Origin of the sequence: Sphingobium lactosutens (assembly GCF_013393185.1) — a bacterium.
Classification (GTDB): Bacteria; Pseudomonadota; Alphaproteobacteria; order Sphingomonadales; family Sphingomonadaceae; genus Sphingobium; species Sphingobium lactosutens_A.
The window spans coordinates 99,028-122,034 of sequence record NZ_QJQX01000051.1 but is presented as its reverse complement, the minus strand read 5'-3'; the positions used below and the strand labels follow the sequence as shown (position 1 = coordinate 122,034).

Below are 23,007 nucleotides of genomic sequence, written 5' to 3'. Positions count from 1 at the left end.
CATGAAGCGCCTTTCCATCGCCATATTGTTGCTCCTCGCCGCCCCGGCAACCGCGCAGATGCCCGTGCCGGTTCCCGCCCAGACGCCGGCCGAACCCGATGCCATTCCGCTCTATCCGGATATGAAGGCGCCCAAAGGGTCGACCGAAAACTGGGTGCGCTTCGGCAAGGATCTGGCCGTCCGCAATGTCACCGTGCCGACCATCACCCCCGTACTGCCCGATCCCGCCAAGGCCACCGGCGCGGCGGTGGTGGTCGCGCCGGGCGGCGCCTTCATGCTGCTCGCGATGGATCATGAGGGCTGGAACGTGGCTCGCTGGCTGGCCGACCATGGCGTCGCTGCCTTCGTCCTCAAATATCGGCTGAACCCGACCCCGGCCGATACCGCCGAAGCCTCCGCCTATATGGGCAAGCGCATGGCGGAATCGCTCCGCGATCCTGCTGCGCCGCCGTCGATCAAGGAACCGCGCGCCACGCTCGACGCACTGGCAGCGCTCAAGCTGGTGCGGGCCGGTGCCGGCAAATGGGGCATCGATCCGCAGCGCGTCGGCATGATCGGCTTTTCCGCCGGCGCGATGACGACGCTCAACGCGGCGCTGGAAGGGCAGGGGGCCGACCGCCCGTCCTTCATCGGCTATGTCTACGGCCCGATGCTCGCGCGGGACGTGCCCGCCGACGCGCCGCCGATGTTCGCGGCGATCGCCAATGACGACAGCCTGTTTCCCAATCCTTCCTACGCGCTGGTCGAAAGCTGGCGGCGCGCTCATGTGCCGGTCGAACTCCATGCCTATGAGCGCGGCGACCATGGCTTTGGCATGGGTAAGCCCGCCACCACGACCATGGGGCTGCTGCCGCAATTTCTGTCCTGGATGGAGATGCGCGGCCTGTTGAACGCAAAGGCCGGGCAATGACGAAGCCCGTCTCGATCCGGCGGGAAGCGGCGATCAGCATCGTCATCAATGGCGCGCTCAGTCTTGCCTTCTTCCTCGGCGTCTTCGGAGTGTCCCCGCGTCCCTTGAGCTGGGCCGCGCCCGACAATCTGGCGCTGGACTTCATACCCCAGAGCATCGCCGTCGCCTTGATGAGCGCGCTGGCCCCGGCGCTGATCGCGCGGCGGCGGCTGGGCCAAGCGCCGGGGCTCGGGTCTGTCCTGATCCGCGCGGCGCTGTTCGCGCTGGCCGGCGGCGCCTTGGGGGGTGCGCTCGCCTTTTCGATCGGCAGCGTCGCCTTTCCGACTATCGCCTGGGGCACCGCGCTGACGATCAAGGTCGCCTATGGCGGCGCGCTCGGCGCGCTGGTCGCTATATTAGCCTTGCGGCGGTTGCTGTCGTCCGCCCGAAATATTTGAAAAAGAGGATTGCCCGTTGATGACATCCCGCGCCCTTCGCCTGTCCGCTTTGCTGGCCTGCACGCTCCTCGCTGCGCCCGCGCTGGCGGATGAACTGGCCGACGGCTTCCAGAATCCGCCCCAGTCGGCGCGCCCGCGCGTCTGGTGGCACTGGATGAACGGCAATGTCACCAAGGAAGGGATCGACAAGGATCTCGACTGGATGGCCCGCATGGGCATCGGCGGCGTCCAGAATTTCGACGCCAGCCTGATGACGCCGCAGATCGTCAAGGAGCGGCTGATCTATATGACCGATGGCTGGAAGGATGCCTTCCGCCACGCGGTCCAGACCGCCGACGCCAAGGGGCTGGAATTCGCCATCGCCGCCTCGCCGGGCTGGAGCGAGACGGGCGGTCCCTGGGTCAAGCCGCAGGATGCGATGAAGAAGCTGGTCTGGAGCGAAACCGACCTGCGCGGCGGTCAGCGATTGAAGGGCGCGCTGCCCGCGCCGCCGTCTGTCACCGGTCCGTTCCAGAGCGCGAAGTTCAGCGATCCGCTCGCAGGCGGTGCCGATACCGCCGCTCTGCCCGGATTCTACGCCGACGCCCGCGTCCTTGCCTATCCGGGCAGCGCCACGTCTTTGCCGCAGCCAAAGGTGACGCAGGCCGACGGCAGTGCGCTCACCGCCGCACCGCTGCTCGACCATGACCTCGAAACCGTGGCGCAGGTCGCCAAGGGCGACGCCGCAAACCCCGGTGCGCTGATCCTCGACTATGGCAAGCCCGTCACCATCCGCTCCGCCAGCCTGTTTGTACCCCATGCCCGCCCGCCCTTCGGCGATCCGGCCTATCGTCCGACGCTGGAGGCGGAGACGGCGCAGGGCTGGCAGCCGGTCGGCCGCTTCGCCCTGACCGAAGTGTCCGCGACGATCGGCTTCGCGCCCGTCACAGCCCGGCGTTTCCGTCTTGTCCTGTCTCCCAATGATGCGCCCAAGTCGCCCGGTCTGGGCGACGGCGCGCCCGGCGCGATCATGATGGACGTCTTTGCCCGACCGGACAGCCCGACGCTGGGCATCGGCGACCTGCGCCTCTCGACAGAAGCGAAGATCGATCAATATGAAGCCAAGGCCGGCTATGCGATCGTTCCCGACTATAACCGGCTGAGCGATGGCGTCGCGCCGTCCGCTCCGGCAATCGACCCGGCCAAGGTCGTCGACCTCACCGACCGACTGCGCCCCGACGGCACCCTGGACTGGACCGCGCCAAAGGGCAGCGACTGGCGCATTGTCCGCATGGGCTGGTCGCTCACCGGCAAGACCAATCATCCCGCCACGCCCGAAGCCACGGGCCTTGAAGTCGACAAATATGACGCCGCTGCCGTCCGTCGCTACCTCGAAACCTATCTCGGCATGTATCGCGACACGGTGGGCGCGGACTGGATCGGCCAGAAGGGCATCCGCGCCCTGCTGACCGACAGTATCGAGGTCGGCGCATCCAACTGGACCCCGCGCATGGTGGACGAGTTCAAGGCGCGGCGCGGCTATGATCCCGTGCCTTTCCTGCCCACGCTGACCGGCGCGGTGGTGGGATCGGCCGCCCGCAGCGACGCCTTCCTCCATGACTATCGCCAGACGCTGGCCGACCTGCTCGCCGACGCCCATTATGGCACGGTGGCGAAGGTCGCGCATGAAAATGGCATGACCGTCTATGGCGAAGCGCTGGAAAATGGCCGTCCAGTGCTGGGCGACGATCTCGCCATGCGCGCCCATGCCGATGTACCGATGGCGGCGATGTGGACCTTCAACCGCGGCGCCGCGCCGCGCCCGACCCTGATCGGCGACATGAAGGGCGCTGCCTCGGTCGCCCATATCTACGGCCAGAATATCGTCTCGGCCGAGAGCATGACCTCGGCCTTCGCGCCCTGGGCCTTTGCGCCGTCGGACCTGAAGCGCGTCATCGACCTGGAGTTCGTATCTGGCGTCAACCGCCCGATCGTTCACACCTCGGTCCATCAGCCGGTGGATGACAAGCTGCCGGGCCTCAGCCTCATGATCTTCGGCCAATATTTCAACCGGCATGAAAGCTGGGCGAACATGGCGAAGCCCTGGGTCGATTATATGTCCCGCACCGGCTATCTGCTCCAGCAGGGCCGCGATCATGCCGACCTGGCCTATTTCTACGGCGAGGACGCGCCGATCACCTCGCTGTTCGAACATGGCGTGCCGGCCGACCTGCCGACCCGCTACGCCTATGATTTCGTCAATGCCGACATCCTCGCCAACCGCATGAGCGTCGATCAGGGCGAACTGGTCGCCGGCAAGGCCCGCTACCGCGCCCTCTATCTCGGCGGGTCGAGCCGGGTGATGACGCTGGCGAGCCTGCAACGCATCGCCGCGCTGGTGGAGGCGGGCGCGACCGTCATCGGCACAGCGCCGCAGCGTGCCCCCGGCCTTCAGGCTGACGCAGCCGCTTTCAAGGCGCTGGCCGACCGTCTCTGGAGCAGGGGTTCGGTCGGCAAGGGCCGGGTCATCGCCAGCCAGGACGCGCAAGCAGCCCTCACCAATGCCGGCGTCGGCCCGGACTTCCACATTACCGACGGTGCGGCGGACGCGGATTATCGCTTCATCCACCGCAAGCTGGCCGATGGCGACCTCTATTTCGTCAACAACCGCACCGACAAGGCGGGACACATCGAAGCGCGCTTTCGCGTCACCGGCAAGCAGCCCGAACTCTGGCGTGCGATCGACGGCTCGGCGGCTCCCGTCTCCTATCGTACCGAAGGCGAGGAAACGGTGATCCCCCTCGACGTCGGGGCGGAGGATGCCTTCTTCATCCTGTTCCGCACGCCTGCGACCTCGCCCGCCGCCACCGTCGCCGCGCAGGCGACCCGCCCGGTCGCCACGCTCGCCAATCCCTGGACCGTCCGCTTCCAGCCCGGACGCGGCGCGCCGACGCAGATCGCGATGCCGACGCTGACGCCATTGGAGAGCAACGCCGATGCCGGCATACGCTATTTCTCCGGCGAAGCGACCTACAACAGCCGCTTCACCCTGCCTAAAGGCGTAAAGCCCGGTGCGCCGCTCTGGATCGATCTCGGCAAGATCGGTGACGTGGCGGAAGTCCGCGTCAACGGCCAGTCCGCCGGCACGACATGGTTCGCGCCCTACCGCCTCGACATCGGCAAGCTGGTGAAGCGCGGCAACAATGCACTGGAAGTGAAGGTGGCCAATCTCTGGGTCAATCGCCTGATCGGCGATCAGCAACCCGGCGCGCAGAAAATCACCTTCACCGCCGCCCCGACCTACAAGCCCGACGCGCCACTGCGCTCGTCCGGCCTGATCGGTCCGGTCACGCTGGAGGCGGAAGCGCAATGACGCCCTGATCGCGGCGCGATCATTGCCATCGGGGAACTTCCGGCCTTTCGGCGCGCTGAAACGGCCGGAGGTTCGTCATGGCAGCACGCGCTTATTGGCAGGGTCAGATCCGTCTGGCGCTGGTGTCGATCCCGGTGGAAATCTACCCCGCGACCCGGTCCGGCGCGGCGGTGTCCTTTCGTCAGATTCACGAACCGAGCGGCAAGCCGATCAAATATGAAAAGGTCGTGACGGGCGTCGGCCCGGTCGATCCGGACGAGATCCTCAAGGGCTATGAAATCTCCAAGGGCCATTATGTCCTGCTGGAACAGGAGGAGATCGAGGCGGTCAAGATCGAGAGCCGCAAGACGCTGGAACTGGTCCAGTTCGTCGAGGCCGACGCCATCGATGTACTCTATTATGAAAAGCCCTATTTCGTCCTGCCGGCCGACGATCTGGCGGAGGAAGCCTATGCCGTGCTGCGCGACGCGCTGCGCCAGACAAAGAAAGTCGGTCTTGGCCAGTTGTCGGTGCGCGGGCGGGAGCAGCTGGTGTCGCTCAAGCCCTGCGGCCGCGGGCTGGTGCTCGAAGTGCTGCGCTATGCCGATGAAGTGACCAAGGCGCAGACCTATTTTCGCGGCCTGCCCGACACCGATGCCGATGCGGACCTGCTCGACCTCGCCACCACCATCATCGAAAAGAAGAGCGCGCCCTTCAAGCCGGAGGAGTTTCACGACCGCTATGTCGATGCGCTCCACCGCCTGATCGAAAAGAAGAAGAAGGCCAAGGGCAAGCGCGTGCTGGAGGATGTCGAGGAACCGACGCCCTCGCGCGGCGGCAACGTCATCGACCTAATGGCTGCGCTTAAGAAGTCCGTGGGCGATGGCAAAGGCGCCGCTTCCCCGAAGAAGGCAACCGCCACCCGGAAGAAAGCGCCCGCCAGGCGCGCGGTCACCGCGCGCAAGAAGAGCGCCTGATGGCCACGAAAAGACCGCTTGCGCCCTATAATGCCAAGCGCGACTTTGCCCGCACGCGCGAGCCGAAAGGCGTGGTGGCGAAAAAGGGCGGCCACAGCTTCGTGGTGCAGAAACATGCCGCGACCCGCCTGCACTGGGACTTCCGGCTGGAGGTGGACGGCGTGCTCAAAAGCTGGGCCGTCACCAAGGGGCCAAGCCTCGACCCGGCCGACAAAAGACTGGCCGTCCGCACCGAGGATCATCCGTTCAGCTATGGCAATTTTGAGGGCGTCATCCCCAAGGGCGAATATGGCGGCGGTACAGTCATGCTTTGGGATCGCGGCAGCTGGGAGCCGATCGAGGGCAAGAGCGCGAAGGATCTGGAGGATGGCCATCTCCATTTCATCCTTCATGGCGAGCGGATGAAAGGCGAATGGCTGCTTGTCCGCATGAAGGGCCGCCCTGGCGAAAAGCGCGAGAACTGGCTGCTCCGCAAGGTGGAGGACAGGGAGGCCGATCCCGACGGCGCGCTGGTCGACCGCGCGCTCAGCAGCGTGCTGACGGGCCGGTCCATGGCGCAGATCGCCGCCGACAAGGACGCCGCCCAATCGCTCGCCGGCGCGAAGGGCAAGCAGTTCGCCCGGAAGATGGAGGCCGCCCGCGCGCACAACGCCACCGTCGGGCGAAAGGCGCGCAAATCATCTCCCCGTCCTCCCGCCTTCGTGAAGCCCCAGCTCGCAACTTTGGTGGATAGCGTGCCGACCGGCAATGACTGGCTGCACGAGATCAAATATGACGGCTATCGCGCCCTCATTTCGGCCTGCGGGGACAAGGTCCGCATCTTCACCCGCAACGGCCTCGACTGGACCGAAAAATTTCCCGCTCTCGTCCGCAGCCTGGTGGCGCTCGACCTGCCGCCGGCGTTGATCGACGGCGAGATCGTCGCCTTCGGCCCTGACGGCAACCCCAGCTTTTCGGCGCTTCAGACGGTGCTGAAACGCGGCCGTGGCGCCGAAAGCGAGGACGCGCCGCTGAGCCTCTTCGCCTTCGATCTGCTCTCGCTGGAGGGAATGGATCTGAAGCCGCTCTCGACCATCGAGCGCAAGGAACGGCTGGAGGCGCTGCTGCGCGACGCCGAGCCGCCGATCCATGTCGCCGACCATGTCATCGGCGCTGGCGAGCAGCTTTATCGCTCCCTGTGCGATGCGGGGCAGGAAGGCATCATCTCCAAGCGCGCCGACGCCCCCTATCGGTCGGCCCGCACTCGGAACTGGGTCAAGGTCAAATGCACCCGGCGGCAGGAGTTCGTCCTTGTCGGCTGGATCAAGAGCGACGCCAGGGGCCGCCCCTTCCGTTCGCTGCTGCTGGCGCAGAAGGAGGGGCGGAAGCTCGTCTACAAGGGCAAGGTCGGTACCGGATTCAATGCCGACATGATGACCGATCTGACCGAGGCTATGAAAAAGATCGCGACTGACGCGCCCCCGGTCGAGGTGCCCGCCGCCGAAGCGCGCGGCGTTTGCTGGATCAGGCCGCAACTGGTGGCCGAAATCGCCTTTGCCGAATTCACCGCCGAAGGCCGCGTCCGCCATAGCAGCTTCCTCGGCCTGCGTAGCGACAAGAAGGCGGAGGACGTGACGCCCGAGAAATCCGCTCCCATACCTGCGTCGAAAAGCACCGTGAAGATCAGCAGCGGCGACCGCGTGATCTTCCCCGAAAGCGGCCAGACCAAGGGGCAATTGGCTGCCTATTATGCCCGCATCGCGCCGCTGATGCTGCCCTTTGCCGCCAATCGGCCGATCAGCCTCGTCCGCTGTCCGCAGGGCAGGGCGAAAAAATGCTTCTTCCAGAAGCATGACAGCGGCGCCTTTGGCAAGGCGGTGCATCAGGTACCGATCCGCGAGAAGGACGGCGGTGCGGAGGACTATCTCTATATCGAGGATGGCGACGGCCTGCTCGCCTGCGTGCAGATGGGGACGATCGAATTCCACGGCTGGGCCAGCCGCGCCGACGCGGTGGAACAACCCGACCGCATGATCTTCGACCTCGATCCTGACGAAGGGATGGACTTCAAGCGGGTCAAGCGCGCCGCCATCGACATACGCAACGCATTGAGCGACCTTGGCCTCGTCTCTTTCGCCATGCTGTCAGGCGGGAAGGGTGTGCATGTCGTGGTGCCGCTCACCCCCGGCCATGACTGGACCGCGCACAAGGATTTCGCCTCCCGCTTCGCTCAGGCCCTAAGCGCGGCCGAACCCGAGCGCTTCGTCGCGACGATGAGCAAGGCGAAGCGCAAGGACCGCATTTTCATCGACTGGCTCCGCAACCAGCGCGGCAGCACCGCGATCCTGCCCTATTCCGCGCGCGCCCGATCCGGTGCGCCGGTCGCGGTGCCGATCGACTGGGGCGAACTCGACGCCATCAGGACCGCGCACCCCTATGCGATAGATGATGTCGAAACCCTGATGGACCGGGCAAGCAGTCTTAGGGGCTGGGGCTTTGCCGCCCAGCCCCTGCCTGACATCTGATCGAAGGGGGATTTACCCCTGCGCAATCGCGGCCATCGTCGCGGAGCCGCAGCCTGGCAGGCTTGGCTCGCCTTCGAACGTCCGGCAATCCGAACGGGTTTTACGTGCCGGATATGGAGAGGAACCGGTTACTGGACGACATGCTTGTAAGCAAATTCGTCACTTTCCATGATCTGCATGATCAATTCCAATCGAGACTGGCCGCTGGCCAGCTGAAAGGCAATCGTCTCTTCACTTTCCGGTTCCCGACCAAGAAAGATCTTGTACGCCCAGATCACATCTTCCCGGCTCATAGCCATAATATTGCCCTCATATCCAAAAGCTTCAAATAGTGCGCGCCTGTGCGTTTATCCGGCAGCGTGTTGCCTTGCCAGTCTGACCTCGGCCACCAGGCCCTGTGCGATGTCGACGAACGCCTGACGCATCTGCTCCGCCTGCACCCTGCTCTGCTCCAGTTCATGCACCAGCCGCGCATTCTCGATCCGTAGATGGTCCTCGCTCTCGCGCTGCTCCTTCGCACTTTCCATCTGCGCCGCCAGCGATTTTAATATCTCGCGCAAATCTCTCAAGCGGGCATTTTCATTGAGGGCTTCGACCAATTTTTCCTGAAAGGATGCGGCGGAGGCCTTATAACGGTCGCGTTCAAACCGCATGTCCTCGGCGTCCAGTCGCATCTTGCGCTGATCCTTCTGCAGGTTGGCAATCAAATCGCCCAGTTTGAGCAGTTCGAACGTTTCGCGACCGCGCGCCTCAATTTCCATCTGCCTGATCTTTGGCAGGGAGGAGGCCGCAACCTCGCTCAGCACGATTACTTCCTTGGGTTCGTCGTTCCCCACCATCTTTCCGTCCCCCTCGATCCGGCGCTCGATACCATCATGCATGTGCTTACAATCCCAGCTCTTGCAAGCGCCGCTCCTGGGCGCCGATTACGGCCTCGGAACCGTGATTTGCAATTATTTGCGCCCGCGCGCGCTCCAGCATGGCGCCGTTGCTGCCGGCTTCATCGACCGCCTGGCGCATCCGCCAGGCTGCATGGGAAATATCGGGATCCGCCCACACCTGTCCCGCGGCGAAAGGATAGTCGTCGGCATGCAAGTCCTTGAGCTTATATTCGACAGGATAGCCGGTGCGCGCCGTGACAAGTTCGGTCGTTGCGGAATAATCCGTGGCAATGACCGGCGTGCCCAATGCCATGGCTTCGGCGACGAGCAAGCCCAGCCCCTCGCTGCGATGCAGGGAAACGACGCAATCGGCCGTCTTGACCAGGCCCAGCATTTCCGACCGGGTCAGTTCGTTGTCCAGAATATGCACATCGAGACTGCTGTCCAGGGCATCCCGGACGCGTTTCAGTTCCCCTGGCACATGATGGGCATTGACGCATTTGATGACCAGCGAAACATGATCGCTATACGCCGTTCCCTTGAAGGCAGTGGTGAAGGCGGCAATCACGGCTTCGGGGTTCTTCCGGCTCCTGAAGGACAGGAAATCGAAGGAGAAGAGGAAAAGGAAGCGGTTCTCGGGCAGGCCCAACGCCTTGCGGTCGAAGACATGATCGACGGTGAAGTCGAGCGCGACGGGCATGTGGATCACCGGCTTGCCCGTCTTCATGACGAGTGCCGACTGGATGAATTTGGTGGGCGCCCAAATCTCGTCCACATCGTCAAACGCGCTGATCCAGGGGTCAGGGAAATCGGCCAGTTCCCAGAAGGGCATGGCGACGCGATAGGCGCCTTTGCCGATCTTTCCGTCATAGGCCTGCTGCACCGATGGCAATTGATCGGCGTTGATGTTGTAGATGTGCAAACGCCCGCTCGCTTGGTCTGCGAGTGCGGGCTGCACTTCCATGTTCGTGCGCGAAGAGGCGACGTTGAGGTCGATGTCGAGCCCCTCCGTCCGACGCCCCGATCCGGCGAGGGACTTGAGCGTAAGCCGCCCCACTTCGCCCACGCCCGTGTTCGTCGTCAGATAGCCGATCACCGATATATCGGCATTGGACGGCTGCGTGGCGGACAAATGCTTGCCGTTCTTCCACCGACGCCCGTTGCTGACGCGCTTGACGATCCCGTGCGTCAGACGGGGGTCTATCCCCGAACGGTGACTGTGGCGCACAAACCATTCGGCCAGCCCGGCCACGCCGGACGCTGTATGGATGTCATAGGTCGAGCGCAGATAGTCGGAACCAGTCCAGAAACTGTGCATCAAATTGGTGCAGAATAACCCGTCCGGCCCCTCGGCCGTACCCAAGGCAGGCTGATCGAGATGGTCCTGGAAATTCTTGAAGGGATCGCCCGCCCAGGTCGGATGCGTGTTTCGGAAATAATGTCTTGCAAAAGTCGGTATCTTTGCGCCGCCTTCGAAGCAGTCATAGGCATAATTGGCACGCGGCGTGGAATAAAGACCATTGTCGCTCAGGTCTTTACTATAGTCTCTCATGAGAGACAGAAGGGCTTCGCTATTATCTGCCGAAAACATGTCCGTGTGCTTGGACAGTCTCGTGGAATTGCGCGGGTCATAGCCGCTGAAATGGAAAAATATCAGGGGACTGCCATCGATCGACCAGCCTTCCCCATCATTGCCTGCCAGTGGCCGCTGGAAAAGATTCCAGTAGGCGGCATTGAGCGTGGTGTTTCGCAAAATGGCGACGTCAGGCAGGAAGCCGGGAACCAGGTCCATGAACTTCTGATCGACAAAAATGCCATCATCCTGGGCGTTGATGCACTGATAGCGGAGGCGACGCGCCCACCAGCGCAACACCTCCTCTACACCCTCGCTGCGACGAAATGCAGCAAAACCGAGATTGTAGATGCCTGCGCGCATGATCGAAATGTCGTCGGGGGGAACAATGGTCTCGGCCGGCTCGGTCAGATGCGGCGTGAACACGGCCCTTGCTCCCGCGTCCATCGCCTCGAACACGGGAGTAATTTCGCGATAGATCTTAATATCGGGGTCAAAATAGATGACCCGGTCGTAACCCCGTTCGAACAGATGAAGGAACATATACGGCTTGGCCGCCGTATTCATCTCCATGATATCGTATCGGAACGCGAATCCCAAGAAATCCGGGATTCCCAGTTCGGCGGCTTCCAGAATTTCACAGCTATCGGGGTAGAAGCCGTCTGCGCTGACTTTGGTATCGGCAAGACAAAGGAAATGATCAACACCGGGATGAGCCGCGGCAGATGATCCGATCAGCGTCCTTGTATAGGGCATGTAGTTGTTGGAGCTAATGGTGAAGATCGCTGTCCGGCCCTTGCCCGGCTTCATGTCGCGCAGCATCTCCATCCCTTTAACAGTCCCCAATACACACGCCCCTAGCCCCTATCGAGTAACGAAATCTCTGATGCAACGCAACATTGAAGACGAGGATTTAAGAGATCTAGCGGTGAACCGATGCCCCTAGCCGAGATCATATGATGCGATCCAGTGCAGGATCAAATGAGAGATCAGGGATTCGCTGATGCTCCGATGTTGGGAATTGGATAAATCATATCGACCTCAGGAACGTTAAAATCGATCGAGGTCCGAACTTGGTTTTTATGGTTAAGGGCGTCCTATCCCTATCGTCGGGCTGGTTTTTGCTGTTTCCCCCTCGGTTTTTCGAACCGGGTCTGGCCATTATTCCGTGGCAACAGTTCCCTGTCGGCAGATCGCCTGTCAATTATGCCGTTCGCTAGGCGAAGGGTTGGGTAGCGCAGATATCTCATCTGCCAATCTGCGTCAGCCAGTCGTTCAGTGTATGATGGTTGCTGATCCGTGCGATCTTGCCATCGCGAATGCGAAGAAGGCGCTGACCCGCAGGCCAATCCTTGCCCTGTCGACGGCGGCGGGTCGCCGTCGGTCGACTGGTCGACATGGTGGGTGACGGCTTCGACCGGGCGATCTGCACGTGCGAGATGGTGGATTCGCAGTTGATCCGCGCGCTCTATAGTTGCGCCGCGCCCGCTTATCCCGACCTAAACGGGCGGCCGCAGAAGGGGGGGGCTGGCGGACCATGGCTGCCTGCTGGGGTCGGCATCGGCCTGGCATTTCTCGGTGGACGGGCGCGACGTCATCCCGCGACCGCAGGACGAACCGATAATGGCGGTCTATCCGCAAAGGCGCCATCTGTCGCCCAAGGTGACGGCGCTGGTTGCGATGCTGCGGCGGGAACTGCGCTGGCGCTCAGCGCGGGCAGGGCATTCTGAAACGCGGCTGGAACAGCCGACGGCTCGCAGAATGCGGTAATCAACAAACGAATAGAGCCATGAACGATTCATTTTCATCGAGCAGGAGCCGCGGCATTCGCATTCTGCGTTCCGCAATGGGGGCGGAATAGCGTCCATGCAAAAAAGGCTTGAGTTACCAGTCCAATAATGCAAACCAATCATCTATACCAAAAAGGAGAGGGTCATGCGGTTGGTTTGGAGGGCAAGCTGTTTATCCATCGGCATGGCGATATGCGGCAATGCCGCGGCGGCAGACTATCTCGTTCGCGACCGCGATGCCTTTCCGGCGGCGGTCGCCAGGGCAAAGGCGGGTGACACGATTCGTCTTGCTGACGGCGAATGGAAGGATTTCTCCATTCTGTTCGAAGGGGCGGGCCGGCCCGGCAAGCCTATTACGCTCACGGCGCAGACAAAGGGGAAGGTGCTGCTTACGGGCGCTTCATCCCTCCGGCTTGCCGGAACGCATCTGGTGGTTTCCGGCCTCATATTTCGCGACGGTCATGCGCCAGGCGACGAGGTGATCAGCTTCCGCCGGGATTCCCGGCATGTCGCGACACATTCGCGGATCACCGAGCTTGTTGTCGACCGTTATAATCAGAAGGATCGCCGCAGGGAGGATCGCTGGGTTTCGCTTTATGGCGCGGACAACCGGGTCGACCATAGCTGGTTTGCGGGCAAGGGGAATGCCGGCGTAACGCTGGCGGTGATCCGCCCGAAAGGACAGTCGCAGGCCAATCGGCACCGTATCGATCATAATTATTTCGGCCCGCGCCCGCCGCTTGGCTCCAATGGCGGCGAGACGATCCGCATCGGCACGAGCGAGGAATCCCTGTCCGACAGCGCGAGTATCGTGGAGGAGAATATCTTCGATCGGTGCGATGGCGAAGTGGAGATCGTCTCGATCAAGTCGGGTGCCAACATCATCCGTAACAATCTGATCCTGCAATCCCAGGGCTCGATCGTTCTGCGCCACGGCAATGGCAATCTGGTCGAGCGCAATGTGTTTCTGGGCAAGGGCAAGCCGCATACCGGCGGCGTGCGCGTCATCAATGCGCGGCAGACGGTGCGCGACAATTATATGGAGGGACTGGCGGGCACCGACTTTGCCAGCGCTCTGGCGATCATGAATGGCGTGCCGGGATCGGCGATCAACCGCTATCATCCCGTTTCACAAGCCCTCGTCGCGCGGAATAGTTTCATCGATGTGGCGCGGATCACGCTCGGTGCGGGCGCCGATGCGGAGCGGACGGCGCCGCCCACGGAAAGCCGCTTGCAGGATAATATCGTGACGGGCGCAAACGGTGACGCACCCTTCGCAGTCGAGGCAGGCATGAAAGGCATCGCCTTCGCCAACAATGCGACGAGCGCAACCGTGCCGGACACCCTGCCGGCGGGCTTCTCCCAGCGTCCCGTAATGCTGCGGCGGGCGGCAAATGGGCTGCTATATCCAACGAACCCTGCACTGGCGAAACTGGGCGCCCCCCGTGATCTGAAGCCGGTCAGCATGGCCGATGTCGGGCCAGTCTGGTATGAAAAACTGGTAAGCGATGTTGCTTTTGGCTCAGGCCGGCAGATCGCGGTGGAAGGAGAGGGGCTGGTCGCGGCGGTCGCCAGGGCCAAAGACGGCGACGTGCTGCGCCTTCCCGCCGGCCGCCATGCGATCGACGCGCCCCTGTCCATCACGGCTGCCCTGACATTTTCTGGTCCCAGGGACGCCGAGATAATCTTTTCCGCCGCGACGCTCTTTGCCCTGGGTGAGGGCGGCAGGTTGCGGATCGAAGGGCTGACTATTCGGGGTGATCGGGCGCCGGGACAGCCCGGCAATGCGGTCGTGCGTTCGTCCGGCCATTCCACTATCGCCAATTATGCCGTGGAGATGGAGGGCAGCTATTTTTCGGGGTTGAATGGCGCGCCGGATTTCGACCTGATTGCCACCACGGCTGCCACTTTTGCCGACCATATCAGCCTTGATCGCGTCACAGTGTCCGGTCTTTCCGGCAAGATCCTCGCCGCCGCCGCCGAAACCGGGGGCAAAGGCCTGTATGCGGCGGAACGGATCAGCATCACCAACTCCCGTTTCGACCAGATCGGCAGCCTGGCCGACATAGTGCGCGGGGGAACGGACGAAAGCACCTTCGGACCGGAACTGGTCGTGCGTGGCAATGAGGTGATGCAAAGCGGCCCCGCCCTGCTCACTCTGTCAGGCGTGCAATCGACGCTGATCGAGAAGAACAGCTTCCGTCAGGGCGGCGCCATCGCGATCGCCCATAGCGTCGGTGCGCCCGTCACGCGGATCGTCGCCAACCGCCTGATCGCGACGCCCGAACCCAAAATCACGCGGCTCTATCCTCAGGGCAGGCCGCAGGTGACGATGGCCGACAATATCAGCGGAGAAAAGCTTTGATCGCCCGTTCCCTCCTGCTCGGCATGGCTCTGATCGCCGTGACGCCCGTGGCGCAGGCCGCGCCGCACGCAAGCGCCCGGCCCGTGCTGATGAATGCGTCGGCGCTTTCGGGTCTTGGCGAAGAGGTGGAACACTATCCGCTCTTTGCCGAGGAACTGTCCCGTGTCCGCAAGCAGGTGGATGCCGCCATGCGCGCCGGCGTCGACGTGCCCGTGCCCCGGGATGCCGGTGGCGGCGCCAGCCATGAGCAGCATAAGCGCAACTATATGGCGCTCTACGGCGCGGGCCTGCTCTATCGCATTACCGGCGAGCGGCGCTATGCCGACTATGCCCGCGACATGTTGCTGGCCTATGCGAAACTCTATCCGACGCTCGGTCCCCATCCCGCGGCATCCAATCAGGCGGCCGGGCGGCTGTTCTGGCAGAGCCTCAACGACAGCGTTTGGCTGGTCTATGGCATTCAGGGCTATGATGCGGTGCGCGACGCGCTGACGGCGCAGGAGCGCCAGACGATCGACGATAATGTCTTTCGCAGGATGGCGGCATTTCTGTCGACCGGATCGCCCAAGCTGTTCGACCGCATCCATAATCACGCGACCTGGGCGAATGCCGGAGTCGGCATGACCGGCTATGTGCTGCGCGATCCCGACCTAGTGGAAAAGGCGTTGAAAGGTCTGGACAAGAGCGGCAAGGCGGGTTTCCTGCGTCAGCTCGACCTGCTCTTCTCGCCCGACGGCTATTATGCCGAAGGGCCATATTATCAGCGCTACGCTCTCCAGCCCTTCGTCATCTTCGCCGCGGCGGTAGAGGCGAACGAGCCGCAGCGGCGCATCTTCGCCTATCGCGACGGCATCGTGCTGAAGGCGATCCGTACCACGATCCAGCTCACCCATGCCGGCTATTTTCTGCCGCTGAACGACGCCATGCCGGACAAGAGCCTGCGGACGGAGGAGCTCTATCAGGCCGTCGCGATCGGCTATGGCATGACGCATGATCCTGCGCTGCTGTCCATTGCCCAGTGGCAGAAGCGGACGGTGCTGTCGCCGCAGGGGCTGGCGGTGGCGCGCGATCTGGCGGCGGGCAAGGCGCGCCCATTCCCCTTTGCCTCGGTGCTGCTGCGCGACGGACCGGCCGGGGACCAGGGCGCGCTCGCCCTGCTGCGCGACGGGCCGGGTGACAAGGACCAGTTGCTGGTCGCGAAGAACACGGCGCAGGGCATGGGGCATGGCCATTTCGACAAGCTGAACTGGCTGCTCTACGACAATGGCCATCCAATCGTGACCGACTATGGCGCGGCACGTTTCCTCAATATCGAGGCGAAGGATGGCGGGCGCTATCTGGCCGAAAATGAGAGCTGGGCCAAGCAGACCGTCGCGCACAACACGCTGGTCGTGAATGAAGCGAGCCATTTCGACGCCAACGAGAAACGCGCCGACCAGCTGGCGCCGCGCCAACTCTATGTCTCCACCGACGCGCCGACGCGTGTGTCGATCGCGGAAATGGCCGGCGCCTATCGCGACGTGACGTTCCGTCGCGCGCTGGTGCAGTTGAAGGTCGATGGCCTCAAAAGCCCGCTGATCGTCGATCTGCTGAAGGTCAAGGGCGGCACGGCGGCACGCTATGACCTGCCGCTTCATTATGCCGGACATCTGATCGATACGGATTTTGCCCTGACCTCGAACGTCACGACGCGCCCGGTTCTGGGCAAGGCCAATGGCTATCAGCATCTCTGGGTCGACGCGGACGGCAAGCTCGGCGCCGGCAATGGCGTGGTCACATGGATCGAGGATGGGCGCTTCTACAGCTATCGCGTGGCGACGCCGGGCGTGACGATGATTTTGGGCGAAAGCGGTGCCAATGATCCGCGCTTCAACCTGCGACGTGAGCCTTTCATCATGCAGCGGCTCGACGGTGCGAAGGATGCCGCTTTCGTCAGCCTGCTGGAGCCGCATGGCCGCTATGACGGGGCAGCGGAAACCACGACGGGCGCCGACAGCGCGGTCGACCATCTGACCCATGAGCGACAGAGGGATGTGGACGTCGTCTCCATTACGCTGAAGGACGGGCGGCAGGTCGTGCTGGCCATCTCCGACGATATGGACGTAGCGAAAAGCCACAGCCTGACCGTCAATGGCCGTCCGCTCAGCTGGAAAGGCCCGGTCGGCCGCTTCGATCTGGCGAAGGGAGCGGCCCGATGAAGAATATGCGCTGGATGGTTATCAGCCTGATCGGGCTGGCGACGGTCATCAACTATATCGACCGCAATGCGCTGGCCGTGATGTGGCCCGCCGTGTCCAGGGACATCGGCGCGGACAAGGCGGATTATGCGCTGCTGGTGACGACCTTCATGATCGCCTATGCATTTGGCCAGTCGGCCTTCGGCAAGATTTTCGATGTCATCGGCACGCGTATGGGCTTTGCCGTGTCGATCCTCTTCTGGTCGCTGTCGATCGGCCTGCATTCGCTGGTGCGGTCGCTCGGGCTGCTGGCGCTGTTGCGGGTGACGCTGGGCGTCAGCGAGGCGGGCAATTGGCCGGGTGCGGCGAAGGCCAATGCGCTCTGGTTCCCGCAAAAGGAACGCGCGCTGGCGCAGGGCATCTTCAACGCCGGCGCATCGCTGGGCGCGATCGTGTCGGCCCCGCTGGTGGCGTTGCTGTTCACCGGTTTCGGCTGGCGGACGACCTTCCTGCTGATCGGCATATTGGGCTTCCTCTGGCTGGTGCCGTGGCTCTTCTTCTATCGCGCGGACCCGGACGCGCATCCCTGGCTCAGCCAGGCGGAGCGCGACCATATCCTGGGCCGTAACGATGCACAGGCAGATGTGCGGCCGCAGGGCTATGCGCCCGGCTGGACGCAGATGCTGCGCCACCGCCAGAGCTGGGCGATCATCCTGAGCCGCTTCTTCCTCGATCCGGTCTGGTGGCTGTTCGTGTCGTGGCTGCCCATCTATCTGGCCGAGACATTCGGTTTCGACGTGCAGCAGATCGGCCTGTTCGCCTGGGTTCCCTTCGTCGGCGCGATGGCGGGCAGCCTGACCGGCGGCTGGCTGTCCGGGGCGCTGATCGCCCGCGGCCGGACGGTGAATTTCGCCCGCAAGATCGCGATCACGACGGGCTGCGTCATCATGCTGCCGCCGCTGCTGCTAACCATGCACGCCGCGGCGCCGTTGCAGGCGGTGCTGCTGATCGCCGCGATCCTCTTCGGATTCCAGATGGCGATCAACAATATCCAGACCCTGCCCGCCGACTATTATGGCGGCGGGACGGTCGGGTCGCTGGCGGGGCTGGGCGGGACGGCGGCGGTGGCCGGCACCCTCATCACCACCTGGCTGGTTCCGGTCATGACCGTCCACAGCTATGCGCCGATCTTCGCGCTGGCCGCCGCGCTGGTGCCGCTTTCCCTGCTGTGCATCTGGCTGCTGGGTGGCCGGATCGCGCCACTCTCTCCCCCAACCCATATCTGAAAAGAGGCTCATCACATGCGTTTCAAGGACAAGATCGCCATCGTCACCGGTGGCGGCCGCGACATCGGCAAATCGGTTTCGCTGCAACTGGCGCGCGAAGGCGCAAAGGTGGTCATCAACTATCGCAGCAATCGCGAAGAGGCCGAGAAGACATTGGCCGAGATCGAGGCGGCGGGTGGCACGGCGATGCTGCATCAGGCCGATGTCAGCCGCGCTGACGCAGTCGCCGGCATGATCGCCGCGACCAGCGCAGCCTATGGCGATCGCATCGATTATGTCGTGAACCTTGCCGGCGGCATGGTGGCGCGCAAGACGCTGGCGGAGATGGACGAGGATTTCTTCGACCATGTCATGGACCTGAACCTCAAATCCGCCTTCCTCGTCACCAGGGCGGCGCTGCCGCATCTCGCCAGGGGCAGCGCGATCGTCAACATCGCCTCGTTGGCCGGGCGCGATGGCGGCGGGCCGGGCGCGACCATCTATGCGACATCCAAGGGCGCGCTGATGACGCTGACGCGCGGTTGGGCAAAGGAATTGGGACCGCAGGGCATTCGCGTCAATGCGGTCTGTCCGGGCCTGATCGGCACCAGCTTCCACGACATCTTCTCCAAGCCCGAAGGGCGCGCCGCGACGGCGGGCAATACGCCGCTCCGCCGCGAGGGCCAACCCGGCGAGGTGGCCAGTGCGGTCGCCTTCCTGCTGTCGGAGGAGGCGGCGTTCCTGACCGGCGTCAATCTCGACATCAATGGCGGACTGTTCTTTTCCTGACGGGAGGGTGAGCATGATGCGCAAGGCATGGATGGCGGTCGCGCTGGCGCTGCTGGCGTCGACGGCGCAGGCGCAGGAAGGCGAAGACAGCAAGGGGCGCACGGTCAGGACCGACGCGCCACAGCTGATCCCCAACAAGATCATCCTGGTGGGCGATTCCACCATGGCGCCGATGAGCGGCTGGGCCTCCATCTTCTGCGCCCATCATGTGAAGTCGTCGACCGCCTGCCTCAATCTGGGGCGCGGCGGCCGATCGACGCGCAGCTATCGGCAGGAGGGATCGTGGGATATCGCGCTCGCCGAGGCGCGGGTGCCGGGCTATCGCAAGACCTATGTGCTGATCCAGTTCGCGCATAACGACCAGTCGACGGTGGCCGAGCGCTGGACCGACATGGGCAAGGAATTTCCGGCCAATCTCCGTCGCATGGTCGAGGAGGTGCGGGCCGCAGGCGCCGTTCCGGTGCTGCTGACCCCGCTGACGCGGCGCGAGTTCCGGCAAGGGAAGCTCCTCAATACATTGGCGCCCTGGTCGGCCAGGGTGCGGGAGGTGGCCGGCGCGCTCAAGGTGCCGTTGGTCGACCTCAATGCCGCCAGCGCGGCAGCGGTGCAGCGGATGGGAGCGGAGCAGGCCATGACTCTGGCGCAGGCCGAACCCAATGCAGCGGAACGCGCCGCCGCGCGCGACGGGACCACGCTCAAGCCTCGCCCCGCTGCCGAAGCGCGCCTGCCTGACGTGCCGACGACCGCCGATGGCCCCCGAGGCCAGTTCCAGCGCAAGTTCGACTATACCCATGTCGGGGACAAGGGAGCGGAATTGTTCGCCGCTCTTGTCGCTAGGGAGCTGGCGATGGCCGTCCCCGACCTGCGAAGCCAGATCGCACCCTGATCGCCCCGGCGGGCAGCAATTCCGGTCATCCTCAAGGCGGCACGTGCGCGAGCGTGAAACCTTGCGCGTGCGTCGGATTATGGCTTTGCGACGATCTATACCAATCTGGTATGAAATAAATATATATATTGGACTGAACATATGGATTGACAGATATCGTCAACCCGGTCAGCTAAGGAAAAAATACCTATAGGGAGAGGAATCATGATGGCGTCTCGTCAACGGACCATGCGGAGCAAGAGCCTGAAGGCCTGTCTTCTGGCGGGAATCGCCCTTGGCGTCGTGCCCACGGCCCATGCCCAGGGTATCGCCGCGCCGGAGGCCGATGTGGCGAGCGCGCCCGATATCGTCGTCACCGGCATTCGCGAGACGTTGCAGACCTCGATCAGCGCCAAGCGCAAGGAAACCGCGATCGTCGATGCCTTGTCGTCGACGGAGATTGGCGACCTGCCTGCGCTGTCGGTGGGTGAAGCGATCCAGACGATCACTGGCGCAACCACCCATCGTGAAAAAGGCGGCGCGTCGGAAATCTCCCTGCGCGGTCTGGGGTCCTTCCTCAGCAACACGACCTTCAACGGGCGCGACGCATCGAATGGCAGCGGCGACCGCGCGGTCAATTTCAATCAGTTCCCCTCCGAACTGGTCAATGGCATCAAGATCTACAAGACGCAGCAGGCCGATCTGGTCGAGGGCGGCGTTGCGGGCACGATCGAACTGGGCACCATCCGCCCGCTGGAGTTCCGGAAACGTCGTATCCAGCTGGAGATGAAGGGCAATTACAGCCCCTATCAGGACCGGATCGTGGGTTCGAGCGCCTGGGGCTGGCGCGGCACGGCCAGCTATGTCGACCAGTTCGATGCGGGCGCCCTCGGCGAAATCGGCATCGCGGTCGGGGTCCAGCGCAACAAGACCAACAATCCCGAAGAAACCTATGCCGCCAGTTCAACCTGGGTGGCCTGCAATCCCACCGTCACCGTGGCTAACGGAAACTGCACGGAAGTCAGTCGCGAAGCGGCGGCGGCAGGCACCCCTTTTGCTCTCGTCCCCAACGCCGCCACCTATCGCCAGATCAGCGAGCGCGACAAGCGCGATGCGATTTTCGGGGCGATCCAATGGCGGCCCAGCCCGACGCTGGATATCAATGTGGACGTCCAATATTCCAAGCGCGACTATGCCGAGGACCGGCGCGACCTCAACCTGTCGGAACTGCGCTATGGCCTGAAGAATATCGCCTATGACGACAATGGCGTGCTGACCCATGTCGAGGGGCTGACCTCGCTGGAGGCGGTCGGTACGCTGCTGGAGCGGGACGAGGAATATTTGGGCGGCGGCGCGAATATCGCCTGGACCCCGACCGATCGACTGACGATCAAGGCGGACGCGTCCTATTCGCGGACCACCCGCACCGATGTCGAGCGATCCGTCCGGCTGCGTACCGATCCGCTCGATATCTACGGCAATCGCACCACGCTCAACAACCAGCGTGTCGGCTATGTCTATGATGTTGCGCCGGGCAGCTATGCGCCGGCAATCACGCTCAATCCGCGCTTCGACGTCAATGACCATGGTCTGTTCAGCGACGATGCCCGGCTGCGGCGCGACGAATTGCAGCGGCGCAATAAGATTCTGGCGGGGCGGCTGGATGCCACTTATGAAATGGATGGGTTCTTCAACAGCCTTGCCGTGGGTGCGCGCTGGACGAAGCTGACCTATTCCGATTATGATGATCGCGTCGAAATCACGCAGGACGACCGCGCTGTCGATCGGGCAGTCAATCTCGCCTGTCGCACTGTTTTCCCGCAGACCGACTATCTGTCCAATGCGCCGGGCAACCAGATGTCGAGCTGGGCGACCTTCGATCCCGTCTGCCAGTTCCAGCAATATCTCGGCACGGAAGATCCCGGCCGCAATGCTGATGTGCGATCGGTCGCGAACCGCGACGTGATGGAAAAGACGCTCGCCGCCTATGTCATGGCCAATTATGAAAGCAGCCTTGGCGACATGCCCGTGCGGGGCAATTTCGGCGTGCGGGCGGTGCAGACCAAGGTCACGTCCAATGGTCTGCGTAGCGATTTGCAGGTGGTGGCCAATCCGGATGGCTCGATCCGGCTGGTCGACAGCGGCGTGTTCGACACCGTGACGATCAGAAGCAAATCGACCAAATTCCTGCCAAGCCTGAACGCGATCTTCGAATTGCAGCCCAATGTGCTGGCCCGTGTCGCCGCTTATCGCGCCATGTCGCGACCGGCTCCCAGTTCCCTGGGCGCAGGCCGGACGATCCAGCTGGAGGACGGCAATAATTTCAGTTCGGTCGAGGATGCCATCAGCCTGATCACCGCCAACGGATCGCCCCGCCTCCAGCCGCTCATGTCCTGGAACGTGGATGCAGCGATCGAATATTATCTCAACCGGGACTCGCTATTTTCCGCAACCGTCTATTACAAGCAGTTCACTGGCGGATTCATTCCGGTAGTGATCGACGAGAATCTCACCATAGGCGGGCAGGATTATTCCATTCCCGTCGTCCAGACCCAGAATAGCAGCGAAAAGAGCCGGGTCTATGGTCTGGAAGTGACGCTGGCCAACCGTTTCTCCTGGCTGCCGGCGCCGCTTGACGGGCTGGGCGGCAAGATCAGCTATAATTATGCGAATTCCAACTTCCGCAATGAAGATATCCGGCTGGGCGCGGTGCTGAACCCGGAAACCGGTATAACCACGCCGGGCATGATCCCGGCTGCCAATCTATCTGGCTATTCCAAACATGTGGTGTCAGCGCAGCTCTATTATGCGCTGGGCGGTCTCAACCTTCAGGCTATTTATAATTACCGGTCAAACTATTATCAGGACTTTGTCGGCGGCAACAGCCAGTTGCGCTATGTACGGGGAAACGACACGCTGGACCTGCGCGCATCCTATGACATCACGAAGAATATGCAGCTGCAATTCCAGGCCGTGAACATCTTCGACGAACCCAAGATCACCGATATGCCGGTGCCGGGCAGCATCCGCCAATATCATTATTATGGATCGCGCTATTTCCTGGGCGTGCGGGTCAAACTATAGTCTGGCTGGATCATTGGTCAGGCAATTGCTTCATTTTGGCATGGAAGCTATGAAGCGGA

Annotated in this window: 15 protein-coding genes; 12 read left to right on the top strand and 3 right to left on the bottom strand. The window is 62.9% G+C overall.

What is annotated here, in order from left to right:
• The first annotated feature begins 1 nt into the window (after position 1).
• The 5 genes from DM806_RS11780 (at position 2) to ligD (ending at position 8,159) form a co-directional block, all read left to right on the top strand.
• Positions 2 to 910 carry an alpha/beta hydrolase gene (locus DM806_RS11780; protein WP_179043389.1) on the top strand — a complete coding sequence of 303 codons (909 nt, stop codon included), beginning with the start codon at positions 2 to 4 and terminating at the stop codon, positions 908 to 910.
• Positions 907 to 1,347, top strand: coding sequence for a hypothetical protein (locus DM806_RS11775; RefSeq protein ID WP_179043388.1), 441 nt, complete (start codon positions 907 to 909; stop codon positions 1,345 to 1,347). Before DM806_RS11780 ends, DM806_RS11775 begins: the two co-directional genes overlap by 4 nt.
• Before the next feature lie 19 nt (positions 1,348 to 1,366).
• The gene (locus DM806_RS11770; protein ID WP_179043387.1) at positions 1,367 to 4,699 is read left to right on the top strand and encodes a glycosyl hydrolase; all 3,333 of its coding nucleotides are present in this window, start codon (positions 1,367 to 1,369) and stop codon (positions 4,697 to 4,699) included.
• 77 nt (positions 4,700 to 4,776) lie between these two features.
• A complete protein-coding gene (ku, locus tag DM806_RS11765; RefSeq protein WP_179043386.1) occupies positions 4,777 to 5,655 on the top strand; it encodes a non-homologous end joining protein Ku in 879 nt (292 codons plus the stop codon).
• Positions 5,655 to 8,159: a DNA ligase D gene (ligD, locus tag DM806_RS11760; RefSeq protein ID WP_179043385.1), complete on the top strand. Its 2,505-nt coding sequence runs from the start codon at positions 5,655 to 5,657 to the stop codon at positions 8,157 to 8,159. The genes ku and ligD overlap by 1 nt, the downstream gene beginning before the upstream one ends.
• A gap of 128 nt (positions 8,160 to 8,287) precedes the next feature.
• On the opposite strand, the gene DM806_RS11755 is transcribed toward ligD, so the two are convergent.
• The 3 genes from DM806_RS11755 to DM806_RS11745 are packed head-to-tail and all read right to left on the bottom strand — an operon-like array spanning position 8,288 to position 11,435.
• Entirely contained in the window at positions 8,288 to 8,458 is a 171-nt protein-coding gene (locus DM806_RS11755; RefSeq protein ID WP_179043384.1) for a DUF4214 domain-containing protein, read from the bottom strand.
• A gap of 48 nt (positions 8,459 to 8,506) precedes the next feature.
• Positions 8,507 to 9,040, bottom strand: a complete 534-nt coding sequence (locus tag DM806_RS11750; RefSeq protein ID WP_179043383.1) for a hypothetical protein — start codon at positions 9,038 to 9,040, stop codon at positions 8,507 to 8,509.
• A gap of 4 nt (positions 9,041 to 9,044) precedes the next feature.
• Entirely contained in the window at positions 9,045 to 11,435 is a 2,391-nt protein-coding gene (locus DM806_RS11745) for a glycosyltransferase (RefSeq protein ID WP_179043382.1), read from the bottom strand.
• 530 nt (positions 11,436 to 11,965) lie between these two features.
• Here DM806_RS11745 and DM806_RS11740 point away from each other — a divergent pair.
• The 7 genes from DM806_RS11740 (at position 11,966) to DM806_RS11710 (ending at position 22,948) form a co-directional block, all read left to right on the top strand.
• Complete coding sequence (locus DM806_RS11740) at positions 11,966 to 12,343, top strand: hypothetical protein (RefSeq protein WP_179043381.1); 378 nt, start codon at positions 11,966 to 11,968, stop codon at positions 12,341 to 12,343.
• 205 nt (positions 12,344 to 12,548) lie between these two features.
• Positions 12,549 to 14,768 (top strand): polysaccharide lyase 6 family protein, encoded by a 2,220-nt coding sequence (locus DM806_RS11735; RefSeq protein WP_256869262.1) that lies wholly within the window; start codon positions 12,549 to 12,551, stop codon positions 14,766 to 14,768.
• Positions 14,765 to 16,966 (top strand): alginate lyase family protein, encoded by a 2,202-nt coding sequence (locus DM806_RS11730; protein ID WP_218647465.1) that lies wholly within the window; start codon positions 14,765 to 14,767, stop codon positions 16,964 to 16,966. The genes DM806_RS11735 and DM806_RS11730 overlap by 4 nt, the downstream gene beginning before the upstream one ends.
• Positions 16,963 to 18,231, top strand: a complete 1,269-nt coding sequence (locus DM806_RS11725; protein WP_179043380.1) for an MFS transporter — start codon at positions 16,963 to 16,965, stop codon at positions 18,229 to 18,231. The genes DM806_RS11730 and DM806_RS11725 overlap by 4 nt, the downstream gene beginning before the upstream one ends.
• 15 nt (positions 18,232 to 18,246) lie before the next feature.
• Complete coding sequence (locus DM806_RS11720; protein WP_179043379.1) at positions 18,247 to 18,999, top strand: SDR family NAD(P)-dependent oxidoreductase; 753 nt, start codon at positions 18,247 to 18,249, stop codon at positions 18,997 to 18,999.
• A gap of 13 nt (positions 19,000 to 19,012) precedes the next feature.
• Positions 19,013 to 19,885, top strand: coding sequence for a rhamnogalacturonan acetylesterase (locus DM806_RS11715; RefSeq protein WP_179043378.1), 873 nt, complete (start codon positions 19,013 to 19,015; stop codon positions 19,883 to 19,885).
• Positions 19,886 to 20,089: 204 nt separating this feature from the next.
• Positions 20,090 to 22,948 (top strand): TonB-dependent receptor, encoded by a 2,859-nt coding sequence (locus DM806_RS11710; protein WP_218647464.1) that lies wholly within the window; start codon positions 20,090 to 20,092, stop codon positions 22,946 to 22,948.
• Positions 22,949 to 23,007: the final 59 nt, after the last annotated feature.

Coding starts and splice junctions, on each gene's coding strand:
- DM806_RS11775 (WP_179043388.1), top strand. CDS start 907: ATGACGAAGCCCGTCTCGATCCGGCGGGAAGCGGCGATCAGCATCGTC.
- DM806_RS11780 (WP_179043389.1), top strand. CDS start 2: ATGAAGCGCCTTTCCATCGCCATATTGTTGCTCCTCGCCGCCCCGGCA.
- ku (WP_179043386.1), top strand. CDS start 4,777: ATGGCAGCACGCGCTTATTGGCAGGGTCAGATCCGTCTGGCGCTGGTG.
- DM806_RS11745 (WP_179043382.1), bottom strand. CDS start 11,435: ATGCTGCGCGACATGAAGCCGGGCAAGGGCCGGACAGCGATCTTCACC.
- DM806_RS11735 (WP_256869262.1), top strand. CDS start 12,549: ATGCGGTTGGTTTGGAGGGCAAGCTGTTTATCCATCGGCATGGCGATA.
- DM806_RS11710 (WP_218647464.1), top strand. CDS start 20,090: ATGATGGCGTCTCGTCAACGGACCATGCGGAGCAAGAGCCTGAAGGCC.
- DM806_RS11770 (WP_179043387.1), top strand. CDS start 1,367: ATGACATCCCGCGCCCTTCGCCTGTCCGCTTTGCTGGCCTGCACGCTC.
- DM806_RS11715 (WP_179043378.1), top strand. CDS start 19,013: ATGATGCGCAAGGCATGGATGGCGGTCGCGCTGGCGCTGCTGGCGTCG.
- ligD (WP_179043385.1), top strand. CDS start 5,655: ATGGCCACGAAAAGACCGCTTGCGCCCTATAATGCCAAGCGCGACTTT.
- DM806_RS11750 (WP_179043383.1), bottom strand. CDS start 9,040: ATGCATGATGGTATCGAGCGCCGGATCGAGGGGGACGGAAAGATGGTG.
- DM806_RS11725 (WP_179043380.1), top strand. CDS start 16,963: ATGAAGAATATGCGCTGGATGGTTATCAGCCTGATCGGGCTGGCGACG.
- DM806_RS11755 (WP_179043384.1), bottom strand. CDS start 8,458: ATGGCTATGAGCCGGGAAGATGTGATCTGGGCGTACAAGATCTTTCTT.
- DM806_RS11720 (WP_179043379.1), top strand. CDS start 18,247: ATGCGTTTCAAGGACAAGATCGCCATCGTCACCGGTGGCGGCCGCGAC.